Source organism: Flavobacterium solisilvae, assembly GCF_012911605.1.
GTDB lineage: Bacteria > Bacteroidota > Bacteroidia > Flavobacteriales > Flavobacteriaceae > Flavobacterium > Flavobacterium solisilvae.
The window spans coordinates 88,695-105,614 of the sequence record NZ_JAAMPT010000203.1 but is presented as its reverse complement, the minus strand read 5'-3'; the positions used below and the strand labels follow the sequence as shown (position 1 = coordinate 105,614).

General features: G+C 34.2%; 13 protein-coding genes. 8 read left to right on the top strand and 5 right to left on the bottom strand.

Annotation, left to right across the window (positions count from 1 at the left end; all coding sequences use genetic code 11):
- Positions 1-58: 58 nt before the first annotated feature.
- On the bottom strand, positions 59-418 hold the full coding sequence (locus G6042_RS05875) for a YraN family protein (protein WP_169523372.1): 360 nt from the start codon (positions 416-418) through the stop codon (positions 59-61).
- 145 nt (positions 419-563) lie between these two features.
- Positions 564-1,856 carry an aminopeptidase P family protein gene (locus G6042_RS05870; RefSeq protein ID WP_169523371.1) on the bottom strand — a complete coding sequence of 431 codons (1,293 nt, stop codon included), beginning with the start codon at positions 1,854-1,856 and terminating at the stop codon, positions 564-566.
- A gap of 59 nt (positions 1,857-1,915) precedes the next feature.
- Between G6042_RS05870 and G6042_RS05865 the strand changes: the two genes are divergently transcribed.
- From G6042_RS05865 to G6042_RS05850, 4 genes are all read left to right on the top strand, one after another.
- On the top strand, positions 1,916-2,767 hold the full coding sequence (locus G6042_RS05865) for a ChaN family lipoprotein (RefSeq protein ID WP_169523370.1): 852 nt from the start codon (positions 1,916-1,918) through the stop codon (positions 2,765-2,767).
- Between the two features lie 170 nt (positions 2,768-2,937).
- On the top strand, positions 2,938-3,795 hold the full coding sequence (locus tag G6042_RS05860; protein WP_169523369.1) for a succinate dehydrogenase cytochrome b subunit: 858 nt from the start codon (positions 2,938-2,940) through the stop codon (positions 3,793-3,795).
- An 18-nt stretch (positions 3,796-3,813) separates the two neighbouring features.
- Entirely contained in the window at positions 3,814-5,823 is a 2,010-nt protein-coding gene (locus tag G6042_RS05855) for a fumarate reductase/succinate dehydrogenase flavoprotein subunit (RefSeq protein ID WP_169523368.1), read from the top strand.
- 7 nt (positions 5,824-5,830) lie between these two features.
- Positions 5,831-6,592 carry a succinate dehydrogenase/fumarate reductase iron-sulfur subunit gene (locus G6042_RS05850; protein ID WP_169523367.1) on the top strand — a complete coding sequence of 254 codons (762 nt, stop codon included), beginning with the start codon at positions 5,831-5,833 and terminating at the stop codon, positions 6,590-6,592.
- Between the two features lie 71 nt (positions 6,593-6,663).
- Here the strand turns inward: G6042_RS05850 and G6042_RS05845 are convergent, their stop codons facing one another.
- Positions 6,664-7,944 (bottom strand): hypothetical protein, encoded by a 1,281-nt coding sequence (locus G6042_RS05845; protein WP_169523366.1) that lies wholly within the window; start codon positions 7,942-7,944, stop codon positions 6,664-6,666.
- A gap of 116 nt (positions 7,945-8,060) precedes the next feature.
- On the opposite strand from G6042_RS05845, the gene G6042_RS05840 reads away from it, so the two are divergent.
- Genes G6042_RS05840 through G6042_RS05830 form a run of 3 tightly spaced genes read left to right on the top strand, consistent with a single transcriptional unit; the run spans position 8,061 to position 12,556 of the window.
- The gene (locus tag G6042_RS05840) at positions 8,061-8,888 is read left to right on the top strand and encodes an endonuclease/exonuclease/phosphatase family protein (protein WP_169523365.1); all 828 of its coding nucleotides are present in this window, start codon (positions 8,061-8,063) and stop codon (positions 8,886-8,888) included.
- Between the two features lie 34 nt (positions 8,889-8,922).
- A complete protein-coding gene (locus G6042_RS05835; protein ID WP_169523364.1) occupies positions 8,923-11,727 on the top strand; it encodes a GH92 family glycosyl hydrolase in 2,805 nt (934 codons plus the stop codon).
- Positions 11,728-11,779: 52 nt separating this feature from the next.
- On the top strand, positions 11,780-12,556 hold the full coding sequence (locus G6042_RS05830) for an amidohydrolase (protein ID WP_169523363.1): 777 nt from the start codon (positions 11,780-11,782) through the stop codon (positions 12,554-12,556).
- Here G6042_RS05830 and G6042_RS05825 read toward each other — a convergent pair whose 3' ends face one another.
- Positions 12,557-14,161: an Ig-like domain-containing protein gene (locus tag G6042_RS05825; RefSeq protein WP_317168049.1), complete on the bottom strand. Its 1,605-nt coding sequence runs from the start codon at positions 14,159-14,161 to the stop codon at positions 12,557-12,559.
- A gap of 319 nt (positions 14,162-14,480) precedes the next feature.
- Complete coding sequence (locus tag G6042_RS05820; protein ID WP_169523362.1) at positions 14,481-15,164, bottom strand: ComF family protein; 684 nt, start codon at positions 15,162-15,164, stop codon at positions 14,481-14,483.
- A gap of 97 nt (positions 15,165-15,261) precedes the next feature.
- Here G6042_RS05820 and G6042_RS05815 point away from each other — a divergent pair, with 97 nt between their 5' ends.
- Positions 15,262-16,803: a glycine--tRNA ligase gene (locus tag G6042_RS05815; protein ID WP_169523361.1), complete on the top strand. Its 1,542-nt coding sequence runs from the start codon at positions 15,262-15,264 to the stop codon at positions 16,801-16,803.
- Positions 16,804-16,920: the final 117 nt, after the last annotated feature.

Genomic DNA, 16,920 nt, shown 5'->3' with positions numbered 1-16,920 from the left:
TATATTCAAATTCAATAAATTATTTGTGTTTAATTAATTTCTTTTATGAATTGTTCAATCAAAAATGATAAAAAGCATCTTCAATATGCTCGATTTTGTGATTTTTTCCTTCTTTGTAAACCGCAATAATATCAAATCGGATTTCAACATCTAAATCATTTGAAATTACATATTCATTTACGGCTTTTACCAACAATTGGATTTTTTTTGGTTTCACAAAATCTTGTGGCAATCCAAAATCAATACTTGAACGTGTTTTCACTTCAACAATGGCAAGGATATTTTCTTTTTGGGCAATAATATCAATTTCTGCTTTTTGAAAAACCCAGTTGGTTTCCAGAATGTCATAGCCTTTTTTTTGCAGAAATTCTACAGCCAATTCTTCTCCAAGTTTACCAAGTTCGTTGTGTTCTGCCATTATGAGATATTTTATTTTCTTAAAAACAAATGTATAAAAAAGGGAATCTATAATGTAGCGACAAATTTATTCCGTTTATAAAATTTAAAACATAAAAAAAAACGGCTCACTTTCGCAAACCGTTTTAACTGTCAACCCACAACTGTTAACTATTCATTATCGTTTCAATTTCGTCAACTTCAATAGGAATATTTCGCATCAAGTTGAATGCTTCGCCTTTTTCCTGAATAACCATATCGTCTTCAATACGAATACCAAAACCTTCTGCTGGAATGTAAATTCCTGGTTCAACCGTGAAAACCATATTGGCTTGCATTGGTTCGTGTAATAAACCATAATCGTGCGTATCTAATCCCATGTGGTGAGACGTTCCGTGCATGAAATATTTTTTATACGCTGGCCAATCTGGATTTTCGTTTTGAACATCGGCTTTGTCAATCAATCCTAAACCTAAAAGCTCAGAAGTCATAATTTTACCAACTTCTACATGATATTGTTTCCACAAAGTTCCTGGAACAAGCATTTTAGTAGCTTCGTTTTTTACATTCAAAACCGCATTGTAAACTTGTTTTTGTCTATCTGAAAATCGTCCCGAAACTGGAACCATTCGTGTCATATCGCTTGAATAATTCGCATATTCGGCACCAACGTCAAGCAAAATCAAATCGCCTGCTTTACATTGTTGGTTGTTTTCAATATAATGTAAAACGTTAGCATTATTTCCCGAGGCGATAATTGGCGTATAAGCAAAACCTTTGGAACGATTTCTTAGAAATTCATGCGCAAATTCGGCTTCAATTTCATATTCCATTACGTTTGGTTTTACAAAATTTAAAACTCTGCGATAACCTTTCTCGGTAATATCACACGCTTTTTGGATTAAATCAATTTCTTCACTTTCTTTTATCGAACGAAGACGTTGCAAAATAGGATTTGACTTTTCTACTTTATGTGCTGGATAATTTTCTTTCCACCATTTTACAAAACGTGCTTCACGAGTTTCGGTTTCAATCGATGCACGATAATGTTCGTTGGTATTGATGTAAATCGTTTCGGCATACGCCATAATTTCTTTTAAAGTTTTATGAAAATCTTGCAGCCAAATAACAGTTTTAACTCCAGAAACTTCAAATGCTCTTTCTTTAGTCAGCTTTTCACCTTCCCAAATGGCAATGTGTTCGTTAGTTTCTTTTAAGAATAAAATTTCTTTTAAATGGTCATACGGCGCATTTGGGAAAAGCAGCAAAATACTTTCTTCTTGATCAACTCCAGATAAATAAAAAATATCACGATGTTGTGCAAAAGGCAATGTGCTATCGGCAGAAACTGGATAAATATCGTTCGAATTAAAAACGGCAACACTATTAGGTTTCATTTGTGCTGTGAATTTTGCTCTATTTTTAATGAACAAATCACGGTCTATTTGATGGTATTTCATTTTGAAATCATTATTATTGTAAAGTTCAAAATTAAGCATTACACTTTAAAGAAATTCAAATGAAACCAATAATTTTTCTCCTAAGCTTTTTGTTGACTGTTACAGCAAATAGCCAAGATAAATCGCCGTATCAATTATTTGACAAAAACGGAAAGAAAACAACGTATGCAAAGCTTTTAAAAAGTTCTGAAAAAACCGAAGTTGTTCTATTTGGCGAATATCACAACAATTCGATTGTTCATTGGTTACAATTAGAATTGACTAAAGATTTAGCCGAAAAAAAACAGTTAGTTCTTGGTGCCGAAATGCTCGAAGCGGACAATCAAAAACAGATTGACCAATATTTAAAAGGAGAAATTAATCAAAAGCAACTGGATTCCACTGCGCGACTTTGGAGCAATCATAAAACTGATTATAAACCGCTTGTTGATTTTGCAAAAGACAATAAGTTGCCTTTTATTGCTACTAATATTCCAAGAAGATATGCTTCAACTGTTTTTAAAAAAGGAATTGAAGAACTTGAAAAATTACCCGAAGAAGAAAAAGCATGGATTGCTCCGTTGCCAATGGAATATGACGCGAATTTGCCAGGTTATGCTGGAATGATGAAAATGATGGGCGAACACACAAGTCCAAATATGCCAAAAGCACAAGCGATAAAAGATGCAACAATGGCTTATTTTATTGTCAAAAATCTTCAGCCAAATGCTGTTTTTCTGCATTATAATGGAACATATCACAGCGATAATTTTGAAGGAATATCTTGGTATTTGAAAAAATCAAAATCGGATTTAAAAATTCTAACCATTGCTACAGTCGAGCAAAAAGATATTTCAAAACTTGAAAAAGAACATCTAAATAAGGCTGATTTTATATTGGTTATTGATGAAGACGCGACAAAAACCTATTAAATTCAAAAAATTGTTTAACCTTTTTGGACAAAACAAACGATTTAACTGGTTGAAAATCAACAAAAGTTAAATGCATTTTAAAATCATTATAAATTAGCACGAAAAGGTTGTAGTTATGTTCAATTAACCCTATTTTTGTGTGTCTTTTTTAAAACAAATTATACAAAATTATGGCAAAATCTGCACTTCTAAAGTCATCAATAGCAAAGAAATATTGGATGGCTTTTACGGGTTTATTTTTATGCTTATTTCTAGCAGGACATTTAGCTGGAAACCTCCAACTTTTAGTTCCAAATAATGCGCTGAATTTCAACAAGTATGCATTATTCATGACTACAAATCCAGCAGTAAAAATTCTCTCTTATGTAACGTATCTATCAATTATTTTCCACGCTATTGATGGAATCATGTTGACAATTCAAAACAAAAAAGCAAGACCAATTGGTTATGCAAAAACAGACGGTTCATCGAGTAGTTTTGCATCAAGAAACATGGCAGTTTTAGGAACTTTGATTTTAGTTTTTATTGTAACTCACATGGTTAATTTTTGGGCAAAAATGCATTTTGATCAAAACATGCCTTTGCAAACTATTACAGTTGAAGTAATGGGGCAAAAACAAGAGTTGTACATGATGACAAACGATGGTTACATGGCAACAGCTCAAGTAGCAAAAACTAAAGAAGAAGCAACAAAAACTGGTGCTCAAGTTTACATTAAAAACAGAACTGAATTCTACAACACGCAAGCTGATGTAAAAGTTGGCGAAGGTTACAAAGATTTATACAAAATCACCGTAGCATTCTTTAAACATCCAAAATACGGTCTAATTGCTACAATACTATATGTAGTTGCAATGGGAGTTTTAGCATTCCACTTACTGCACGGTTTTCAAAGTGCTTTCCAATCGATGGGATTAAACAGTTCTTCTTGGACACCAAAAATCAAATTATTTGGAAAACTATTCGCAATCATTGTTCCTATTTTGTTTGCAATTATTCCTCTTTACATACACTTTATACTAAAATAATCAACATCAGAATATATTATGAAGTTAGATTCTAAAATACCAGAAGGACACATTTCAAAGAAATGGACTGATTATAAAGATCATTTAAAACTTGTAGCGCCAAACAACCGTCCAAAAATTGACATTATTGTGGTTGGAACAGGTTTAGCTGGAGCTTCGGCTGCTGCTTCGCTTGGCGAAATGGGTTATAATGTAAAAGCTTTTTGTTTCCAAGATTCTCCACGTCGAGCGCATTCCATTGCAGCACAAGGAGGAATCAATGCTGCAAAAAATTATCAAAATGATGGCGATAGTACGTTTAGATTATTCTACGATACTATTAAAGGTGGTGATTACAGAGCTCGTGAAGCAAACGTTCACCGTTTAGCAGAAGTATCAGGAAATATTATTGACCAATGTGTGGCACAAGGTGTTCCATTTGCACGCGATTACGGTGGATTATTGGACAACCGTTCATTTGGTGGAACGCAAGTACAACGTACTTTCTACGCTGCAGGACAAACAGGTCAACAATTATTACTTGGAGCATATTCGGCTTTATCCAGACAAATTGGACTTGGACGTGTGCAACAATTCAACCGTCACGAAATGCTAGATTTAGTAAAAGTTGACGGAAAAGCTCGTGGAATTATCGCTCGTAACTTGGTTACTGGAGAAATAGAAAGACATTCGGCACACGCAGTTATCATTGCTTCTGGAGGTTATGGAAACGTATATTTCCTTTCTACCAACGCCATGGGAAGTAACGTTACCGCTGGATGGAAAATCCACAAACAAGGTGCATTGTTTGCCAATCCTTGTTATGTGCAAATTCACCCAACGTGTATTCCGGTTCACGGAACGAATCAATCAAAATTAACGTTGATGTCAGAATCGTTGCGTAACTCAGGTAGAATTTGGGTTCCAAAGAAAAAAGAAGATGCGGAAGCAATTCGTGCTGGGAAATTAAAACCAACACAAATAGCTGAAGAAGATAGAGATTACTACTTAGAAAGAAGATATCCTGCGTTTGGTAACTTGGTTCCGCGTGATGTTGCGTCAAGAGCTGCAAAAGAGCGTTGTGATGCAGGTTACGGAATTGAAGCAAATGATACCAATGAAGGTGTTTACCTTGATTTCTCTACCGAAATTCAAAACAAAGGGAAACAAGCTGCTTATGCTGCAGGAAATCATAATCCTTCGGCAGAAGAAATTACAAAACTTGGAAAAGCTTGGTTAGAAGAAAAGTATGGTAACTTGTTTACAATGTACCAAAAAATCACCGACGAAAATCCATACGAAACACCAATGAAAATTTATCCAGCGGTTCACTATACCATGGGTGGAGTTTGGGTTGATTATAATTTACAATCTACAATTCCGGGATGTTTCGTTGCCGGAGAAGCAAATTTCTCTGACCACGGTGCAAATAGACTTGGAGCTTCGGCATTGATGCAAGGTTTAGCAGACGGCTATTTTGTTCTTCCATATACCGTTTCTGATTATTTAGCAGATGACATTCGTACTGGGAAAATTTCTACCGATTTGCCAGAATTCGTTGAAGCAGAAAACCGCGTAAAATCTACAATTGATAAATTCCTAAACAACAACGGAACAAAATCTGTTGATTATTTCCATAAAAAATTAGGTTTAATTATGTGGAATAAAGTTGGAATGGGAAGAAATGAAAAAGGATTAACCGAAGCCATTTCAGAAATTGCTGCTTTAAAAGAAGAATTCTACAAAGATGTTTATGTTCCAGGAAGTGCCGATGAATTAAATCCTGAATTAGAAAAAGCAATTCGCGTTGCCGATTTTATAGAATTAGGTCAATTAATGGCAATGGATGCTTTACAACGTAAAGAATCGTGTGGTGGACATTTCCGTGAAGAATATCAAGATGCCGAAGGAGAAACACTTCGTGATGACGAAAACTTCAAATTTGTTGGCGCATGGGAATACAAAGGCGATGACATTAGCAAAGAAGAACTTCACAAAGAAGAATTGAAATACGAGTTTATAAAAATAGCCGCAAGAAATTACAAATAAGAGAATTATGAGCGCAGCAAAAAATATCAACATAAACCTTAAAATTTGGCGTCAGAAGAATGCTAAAACTAAAGGAAAAATCGAAACATACAAATTAGATAATGTTTCAACGGCAAGTTCATTTTTGGAAATGCTTGACCAATTAAATGAACAATTAGTAAACGAACGTAAAGAACCGGTTGCTTTTGACCACGATTGTCGTGAAGGAATTTGCGGAATGTGTTCGTTGTTTATCAACGGTCGTGCTCACGGTCCAGATACAGGAATTACTACATGTCAGCTTCACATGAGAATGTTTAAAGATGGCGATACCATTTTTGTTGAACCATGGAGAAGTAAAGCTTTTCCGGTGATCAAAGATTTAGTGGTTGACAGAAGTTCTTTCGACAGAATTCAACAAGCTGGAGGTTTCGTTTCGGTAAATACTTCTGGAAGAACGATGGATGCTAATGCAATTCCAATTCCAAAACCAGATGCTGATAAATCATTTGAAGCAGCAGCTTGTATCGGTTGTGGTGCATGCGTAGCAACTTGTAAAAATGGTTCAGCGATGTTATTCGTTGGAGCAAAAGTTTCACAATATGCATTATTGCCACAAGGAAAAGTAGAAGCTACACAGCGTGTTCTAAATATGGTTCGCCAAATGGACGAAGAAGGATTTGGTAACTGTACCAATACTGGAGCTTGTGAAGTAGAATGTCCAAAAGGAATTTCTCTTGAAAACATTGCTCGAATGAACAGAGAATACTTGAAAGCGAGTTTGAAATAAGACTTTTTCAATCTTTATCAAATAAAAAAACACAACTAAAAGTTGTGTTTTTTTATTTGATTTTTATTCTTCTAAAGAAAATTATATGATACTAACAATGAAAAAGAGTTCCCACTACTATTTGATAGTGTTTTAGACACATAATAATTTAATGCGACAGAATATTTGTCTTTGAAAGTATAACCAAGACCTAATTTAACCGCTGAAGAAGTTTTTATCTCTATATCATCTGGCTCAATATTTGAAGTTCTTATTTTCTCAAAATCAATTTTTTCCACAGGTTTTTTGGCGTGAAAAATCATTCCGTATGAACCATCAACAAACCATTTAGAATTTTCATTCAAATAAAAATAACGTCTGATACCTATAGGCAATTCAATATATGAATAGCTATACTCTGTATCTAACCGAAAGTCATAAGTTGAATATACTGTAACAGGTGTTCCTCCTGATGAAGGTGAAGTAATAGTATAATAAGCTCCCATTGCATTATAATAAGTTTTTGAAGAGCTGCTTTTGTATGTTGAAAAGGTAGGAGATAAAATTATTGCCCATTTATTTTTATTAAAAGGCAGTAAAACTTCTAACTCAAGTCCTAAAGCTATAGACGATTGAGCCGAAGATTCGGGATTAAATTTTTTTTCATCCGTTCCACCACCTATTACAAAATTAACATTAGGAACAATGTTTTTATTAAAATTTATTCCTGCTAGTGCTTTTAAATTAAATTTTCCCGTCGTCTTGTGTTTGTTTAAATTTTCATAATCTGCATTTTGACATTTATTATAAGTTTCAAAAAATTTGATAAGCTCTCTTTTTTCATATTTTAAGTTAAGAGCTTTTTCAAAAGTTATATTGTCACATTTTAAATTTTCAAAAAGTTCTTTTCTAAAACTATTGTCTTCACGAACTTTTGCGTCTGTATCAACATATTTCTTATATTTTAACTGTTTTGCTTTCCCTTTTTCTATTTCATAAAATAATAAACCATCTTGAGGGTATTCTAATAAGCTTACTTTTCCTTCAAGAATGATTCTTAAAAAATAAGCTCCTTCTACAAAGTGGTCAGTAGGAACATCTGTGTTTTTGTCTATTAGAACCTTATATCTTCTGTAATAGTGATTAGTTTCATCAATTCTGAATTCATTTATATTTTCAAGTAAAATAGTATTTGATTGGGATGTGTCAGAAAGTTTATATTCAATTTCAGTTGGTGTACCAATCCAGTCCTTGTTTTTAATTAAACATTCAACTTTTTGATTTTGATTGTCAATAAAATAACCTTTTTCAAATTTTACCTGTGCAAAAAGGTTGATAGTAAATAAAAAAAGGGCGAATGACATTGCTTTCATAAGAATTGATTTTAATTAAATTTCTCAAATATAAAAATATCTGTACAAAAGGAGAGAAATAAAAAAACAATTACTATCATATTTCTTATTTTTGACAATAACAAATATCATTTCTAATGAGAAATATAATTTTTCTTTTAATTTTTGGAACAACTGTTTCCGCACAAAACCTAAAATTAATGACCTACAACATTCGTTTAGACCTCGAATCTGATGGCGAAAATAAATGGTCAAACCGAAAAGATTTTTGGGCTTCGCAAATAACTTTTTATGAACCCGATGTTTTTGGAATTCAAGAAGCATTACCACATCAAGTAACCGATATTGCTTCGGCTTTGCCTGAATATAGTTTTGTTGGAATTGGTCGCGACGGAATAGGAAAAGGCGAATCGTCTAACATTTTTTTCAAAAAAGACCGATTTAAAATGGTACAAGAAAATACGTTTTGGTTATCTGAAACACCTGAAAAAATATCCAAAGGTTGGGATGCTGCACTCAATCGAGTTTGTACTTATGTATTACTAAAAGACAACAAAACCAAAAAATCATTTTGGGTTTTTAACGCTCATTTAGATCATATTGGCGAATTAGCCAGAACAAATGCCATCCAATTAATCCTTTCAAAAATTAAAGAAGTAAACACTAAAAATTTTCCTGTTTTTCTAACGGGTGATTTCAATACTGAACCTAATGAACAACGAATTACCGATTTAAAAAAACAAATGGACGATAGTTATGATATTACCAAGCAAAAGCCTTTTGGTCCAACTGGAACTTTCAATGCGTTTCAGTATTTTGAACCAGTAACAAAACGTATCGACTATATCTTTTTATCAAAAAACAATCCGTTTAAAGTAGTAAAACATGCCGTTCTTACCGATTCGAAAGATTTAAAATTCCCTTCCGATCATTTTCCGGTTTTGGTTGAATTACAAATTAATTAAACGCTTTTAGTAACTTTGGTTTACAAACAGCACGATGAAACTACAATTCACCACTTTTTTTGCCCTGATTACATTTTCAATTTTTGGGCAAAATCTTCACAAAAATGTCAATCCGTTTATTGGAACCGATGGTCACGGACATACATATCCTGGCGCAACTGTTCCGTTTGGAATGGTACAACTTTCTCCAGACACTCGAATTGATGGAAGTTGGGATGGATGTTCGGGTTATCATTATTCTGATAAAACGATTTACGGATTTTCACATACGCATTTAAACGGAACAGGTTGCAGCGATTATGGCGATATTATGCTGATGCCAACAATGGGCGAACCATCATTTGACAACAAAATGTATTCTTCCACATTTTCGCATCAAAATGAAAAAGCTTCCGCCGGATTTTATAGCGTAAAATTAGACAAACACAATATTGACGTTCGTTTAACCACTTCAACTCGCGTTGGATTTCATGAATATACTTTTAATCAAAATGGTCAAGCTAATATTATTTTAGACCTAAATCATCGCGATAAATTATTAGAAGGCGAAGTTAGAATAATTGATCAAAAAAAAATTTGGGTAAAAAGACGAAGTGAAGCTTGGGCAAAAGACCAATATGTTTTTGCATTAATTGAATTTGACAAACCATTAGAAATTTCAAAAGTAAAATCGAATGGTGAAAAAGGAAGACGATTTACTGGAACAGAATTAGCTATTAGTTTTTCAAGACAAGTCAAAAAAGGAGAGAAAATACTCGTAAAAGTCTCGCTTTCGCCAACCAGTTATGAAGGAGCAAAACTAAATAGTTCTGAAATCAAACATTGGGATTTTGAAAAAGTTAAGGCAGCAGCCGAACAACTTTGGGACAAAGAATTATCAAAAATTCAAATTACAGAAACCAACAAAGACAAGTTGGCTATTTTCTACACGGCTTTATACCATACGATGGTTCAACCCAATATTGCGCAAGATATCGACGGAAAATATCGCGGTCGTGATAATAAAATTCACGTTGCCGAAGGATTTGATTACTATTCCGTTTTCTCGCTTTGGGATACATTTCGAGCAGCACATCCGTTGTATACTTTGATTGACAAAAAACGAACTGCCGATTTCATCAATACGTTTCTGAAACAATACGAACAAGGCGGAAGATTGCCTGTTTGGGAATTGGCTTCCAATGAAACCGATTGCATGATTGGTTATCATTCGGTTTCGGTTATGGCAGATGCAATGGCAAAAGGAATTACTGGTTTTGACTATGAAAAAGCATTTGAAGCCGCAAAACATTCGGCAATGTTGGATCATTTAGGATTGGAAGCTTACAAAAAGCAAGGTTTTATCTCGATGGATGACGAACATGAAAGTGTTTCAAAAACTCTCGAATATGCTTATGATGATTGGTGTATTGCTCAAATGGCTTCGCTTTTAAACAAAAAAGAAGGTTATGACTATTTCATGAAACGTTCTCAAAACTGGAAAAACATCTTCGATTGGAATACTGGTTTTATGCGACCAAAGAAAAACGGCGGTTGGGACAAACCATTTGATCCAAGAGAAATAAATAACAATTTTACCGAAGGAAATTCGTGGCAATATTCCTTTTTTGTGCCACAAGATATTCCCGGAATGATTGAAGCGTATGGCGGAAACGAAAAATTTGAAGCCAAGCTTGACGAAATGTTCAACTCCGAAAGCAAAACAACCGGTCGTGAACAAGTGGACGTTACCGGATTAATTGGACAATATGCCCACGGAAACGAACCAAGTCACCACATGGCATATTTGTACAACTACGTTGGAAAACCAGAAAAAACTACCGAAAAAGTTCATTACATTTTAAATAATTTCTATAAAAATTCTCCCGACGGATTAATTGGCAACGAAGACTGCGGACAAATGAGCGCTTGGTATGTGTTGAGTTCGATGGGAATTTATGCTGTAACGCCAGGAAGTGTTGAATGGACAAAAACGACACCTTATTTTGACAAAGCAACAATCAATTTTGAAAATAAAGAACAGCTTACCATTTCCAAAAAAGGATTTAGAGGTTATTTGAAAGAAGTATTAGCTAAATCTAAAAACAATAATACTGCGGAAAATATAATTCCAGTTCCAGTAATTCAAGCCGAAAGTAAATCGTTTAAAGATTCATTAGAAATAGAAATTAATCATCCGAATATAGGAGGATTTTGGTATAGAATTTTAGCTAATTCAAATGATGGTATTCCATTTAAACAACTTAAAAGAGAAAAAATAAAAATAAATGAAACCTCTAAAGTTGAAGCAAAATTTGCATCATTTAATGGCGAAATGCTCGAAATGAGCAACACAGTTTCCGCAATCTTCTTCAAAAAACCAAACAATTACACTATCGATATTAAATCAAAATACAATCCACAATATCACGCTGGCGGAAACGACGGTTTATTAGACGGAATTAATGGAACAACCAACTGGAGAAAAGGCGATTGGCAAGGTTATCAAAGTCAGGATTTTGAAGCAATCGTAGATTTGCAATCAGAGAAAAACATATCCAATTTCAGCGCAACTTTTCTACAAGACCAACGTTCTTGGATAATGATGCCAACAAAAGTTGAATATTATAGTTCATCAGATAATGTCAATTTTACATTAATCACAACTGTTGCCAATGATGTTGATCCGAAAAAAGATGAAAACACCATTAAAGATTTCAATTTCACTTCATCAAAACCTATAAACGCAAGATACATAAAAGTGAAAGCCTACAATCTTGGAAAACTTCCTGAATGGCATTTAGGTTTTCCTTTTGATGGCGATGCTTTCATCTTTATTGACGAAATCACTATTAAATAAATCTTTGTGAAACTTCGTGAAATACTTTGTGAAACTCTGTGATACAAAAACCATGAAAACAGCACTAATCCAAACTTCCTTAATCTGGGAAAACCCAACCGAAAACCGAAGCCATTTGGCACAAAAAATCACCGGATTTATGGAAGATGTTGATTTGATTGTCTTGCCCGAAATGTTTTCGACTGGTTTTACGATGAACCCAAAAGCCGTTGCAGAAACCATGAATGGCGAAACAGTTGCTTGGTTGCAACATTTGGCGAAAGCTAAAAACTGCGCCATTACAGGAAGTCTAGTCATTGAAGAAAAAGGGAAGTTCTACAACCGATTGGTTTTTGTTTTTCCAAATGGCGATATTCAGCACTATGACAAACGGCATCTGTTCACTTTAGCTGGCGAAGACAAAGTATATTCCGCAGGAAAACAAAAATTAATTGTAGAATACAAAGGTTTCAGGATTTGTCCGTTGATTTGTTATGATTTGCGTTTCCCAGTTTTTTCTCGAAATGTAGAAGATTATGATGTGTTGCTTTATGTTGCCAATTGGCCAAAAATCCGAACCAATGCTTGGGATATTTTACTCAAAGCTCGCGCTGTAGAAAACATGAGTTATGCCATTGGCGTAAACCGAATTGGAACCGACAATAATAAACACGAATACATTGGTCATTCGCAAGCCGTTGATTTTTTTGGAAATTATATACTCGAACCACAAGAAACCGATTCGGTATTCATCATCGATTTAGACAAAGAAAAATTACTAGAAACTCGAAAAAAGTTAGCTTTTCTTGATGATAAGGATAACTTTCAACTCGAAACCCGTAACACTTAACTATCGTTTAATACTCAAATCAAAATTCTGTTCCCAATCCCAATTTGGGTTTAACTTAATTTCTTCGGGAAGATAAATCACTTCTTCGGGTTGTAATTTTTGGAGAAAATTTCCTGTATCCCAAACGCCATTTTTGTTATCATCATAAATAGCTCGAATTGTATAAGTATTTGGTTCCAAGGCAAAAAACTCAACAATTGGACTGTTTTCGGTTACTGCTGAAGCTTTTACTTTTCCGTCTTTATCGGTTAATTGAATAATAATCGGAAAACGATTAGCATTTTTTAACGTGATTTTCATGTTCGCATAATCAGTAACATTTCTCGTAGTCACTTTATAACTCAACGTATCATTAACATTATCATAAAAATCGGTCATTGCGCCGGGAAAAGCTTTGATAACATATTTTTCTTGTGGTTCCAATTTGAAATCTAGAAACATTTTCTGTTCAAATTCGTCATAAGCTGTGGTAAAATCTACCGCAACCGAATCTTTGTTGATGATAGAAATTTTGCTTTTGTCAAATTTCACTAACGGAATAGAACTATTCAGTGCATAGCGTTCGCGCAAAGAAATATTTCCAGTAAATGCTGACGAAATCTTCAACGAATCTTTCTTTTGATCTTTAATTTTAGTCCAAAATTCTTTTTTGAAATTATCTTTTTCTACCGAAACCAATAGCGAATCAACTTTCATCGGTTTGTACCAAACTTGTAGCGAATCTTTCTTTGGAAACTGCGTTACAATCGACGGAATTTCGGTTTCGCCGTTTTTAACTGAAACTTTTGCGCCTTTTGGTTTTCCTTCATAGCCAACCAGAATTCTATTTCCCGAAGCTTGCGTTGGTTTTATCGCTTTAAAATCCAAAATTTCCTTAAACAATTCAACCTCAAAAATAGTATCATTCGGAATCGTAATGTAGTCTTTTTGAAACCCAATCTTGTCCGATTTTGGATTGTACTTATTATTTCCGTTGTCTTTCAGCGCAATCAAAAGATATTTTCCTGCTTTAATATTATCCAAAGTCACTATTTTCAAACTATCCAAAGTATTCGTGATATAATTTGGCGTTTCTTTATAAATCGTCGAATCGGTATATTTTTCGTTGATTTCATACAACATAACCGAAACAAAATTATCCGTTTTTTTCTCCAAAGCATCTTTCACTTTCACATTCAATTTCAGCGAATCGATATAACTTCCAGTCGAAAAAACATATTTAAACTGCGAATACGGATTTCCTTCGTTGTTATCTTCAATACTTTGCCCAAAATTCAAGCTATACGTAGTATTCGGTTGCAACGTATCTTTAATTTTAATCGTAATTTTTTTAGAAGCATTCATCGGTAGAATTTCCGGCGGATATTTCAACGGTGGCGAAACAATCAACTGCTTGTTCACGTTTTTCATCTTCACATATTCGTCAAAATTCAGCACAATCTCTTTAGCCGTAAAATTCGTAGAAAGATTTTTAGGAAAACTTGCCGTCAAAACCGGAGCAATCGTGTCTTTATCGCCACCAGTAATGTTACCGCGTTTCGCACAACTAGCAGTAATCAATAACGAAAACAAAAAAAGTAATCGAAAAATATATTTTGGCATCATTCGTTTTAATTTCAAACCACAAAATAACAATTATATTTAAAGCAAACGAAATGTTTTTAAGTAAACTTAACACTACAATCGCCCAAAAAATAGTAAAATTCATTTGGAGCGAAACTTTCTGGAATTTTCAGTAGTCCATTTTCCTGCTTTCCGTTTCAATCTGTCATTGCGAGGAACGAAGCAATCTCATCAAACTTTTGGATTTGCAATGACAGGATTTCCACTTCAATCAGGGCTAAAAAGTAAACTACTTGAATTTTTGTAAACTTTAATATAAAAACTTAAATGACCTTAAATTCCTTATATGGTTTGAAAAAAATCACTGATGCGACATCGCCATACAAACAATACTAATCTTCGCATCGGGAATTTTCAACAGCGCTTTACTACAAATCTCCAAAGTTGAACCTGTCGTAATCACATCATCAATCAAAACAAAATGTTTCCCGTGATGGTTTTCGCTAAAAACAGCTTCAAAAGTCGCTTCTTTTACTTCAGTTCTGTCCAATAAATTCTTCTTCGTTTGCGTTTTAGCATAAACATTTCGCCTAAGAATCGTTTCATCAAACGGAATTCCAAGTTTGTCCGACAATGCTTTTCCAAAACTATCCACTTGATTATAACCGCGTTCTTTCCTTCGTTTTTTGTGCAACGGAACTGGAATAATAAAATCGGCTGAGGAAATAATTTCAACATTTTTCAATTCCTCGGCATACCAATAACCAATCGCTTCGCCAATTTCTTCCTGACCTTTATATTTCAACTTGTGAATCATTTCCTGAACAATTCCTTTCTTATGAAAATAAAATAATGAAGCAGCAAACTCCAGTGGAACACGACCATAAAACTTTTTCATCACTTCATTTTCCTCAATATTATGATGATTCGTCAACGGAATATCAAATCTACATTGCGTACAAATCACCAATTCATTCGTTAACAAAAATGAAGAACAACCCGCACAACTTTTCGGAAAAAATAGATTTACTAAGTGTTGAAGCATAAAAAAGATATTTTCTTACATAAAAATAGAAAAAAATTTTAATCAAATCTGTTTTACATCAGTTTTTTAACCCTACTTTTTATATTTTTGCATCATTATGGCAAAACAAGAAGATTTATTTAAGAATGTAGTTTCGCATGCAAAAGAATACGGATTTATATTTCCGTCTAGCGAAATCTATGATGGTTTAAGCGCAGTTTACGACTACGCACAAAACGGTGTTGAACTAAAGAAAAACATCCGCGAATACTGGTGGCGCGCCATGGTGCAAATGCACGAAAACATAGTTGGGCTAGATGCTGCAATCTTGATGCATCCAACCACTTGGAAAGCTTCTGGTCACGTAGATGCGTTCAACGATCCGTTAATAGACAACAAAGACAGCAAAAAAAGATACAGAGCCGACGTTTTAATTGAGGATTATGCCGAAAAATTAAACCTGAAAGCCAAAAAAGAAATCGAAAAAGCCCGCGAACGTTTTGGAGAATCGTTTGACGAAGAACAATACAAAACCACCAATCCACGAGTGATGGAATACCTTTCAAAAGAAAGAGAAATTCTTGAACGAATGGGTAAATCATTAGGCAACGGCGATTTGGATGACGTAAAAGCACTAATCGAAGAACTAGAAATTGCTTGTCCAGAAAGCGGTTCAAGAAATTGGACAGACGTGAAGCAATTCAACCTAATGTTTGGTACAAAACTCGGAGCTTCTGCCGAAAATGCTATGGATTTATACCTTCGTCCAGAAACCGCACAGGGAATTTTCGTAAATTTCTTAAACGTGCAAAAAACAGGTAGAATGAAAATTCCGTTTGGAATTGCACAAACTGGAAAAGCATTCCGTAACGAAATAGTAGCAAGACAATTCATTTTCCGTATGCGCGAATTTGAACAAATGGAAATGCAATTTTTTGTAAAACCAGGCGAAGAAATGAAATGGTACGAATACTGGAAAACAACACGTTTAAACTGGCATTTGTCATTAGGTTTAGGCAAGCAAAACTATCGTTTCCACGACCACGAAAAATTAGCCCATTATGCTAACGCAGCAGCTGATATTGAGTTCAATTTTCCATTTGGTTTCAAAGAATTAGAAGGAATCCACTCCAGAACCGATTTCGATTTAAAAGCTCACGAACAATATTCAGGTAAAAAACTACAATATTTTGACAACGAAACCAATTCTAATTACGTTCCTTATGTAGTGGAAACTTCGGTTGGATTGGATAGAATGTTCTTGGCGGTTTTTGCAACATCACTAAAAGAAGATACCTTAGAAGATGGTTCAACAAGAACAGTTTTAGCTTTGCCATCGGTTTTAGCACCAACCAAAGCGGCCGTTTTACCATTGGTTAAAAAAGATGGTTTACCAGAAGTGGCTCAAAGCATTATCGATGATTTAAAATGGGATTTCAATGTTGCTTATGACGAAAAAGACGCTGTTGGAAGACGTTACCGTCGTCAAGATGCGCTTGGAACACCTTTCTGCATCACGGTTGATCACCAAACACTTGAAGATAAAACAGTAACCATTCGTCATAGAGATTCTATGAAACAAGATAGAGTTGCTATTTCAGAATTAAGAAATATCATTAACGAAGAAGTTTCGGTTAGAAACTGGTTGATGAAAATGTAATTCATGTATTAATTTCTTACGAAAAAGCTTCTCAAATTGGGAAGCTTTTTTTGTTTTGCCACAATTTGGAAAACGCTTTTTTTAACGTTTTTTAACAGTTAAATAACTTAAACGACA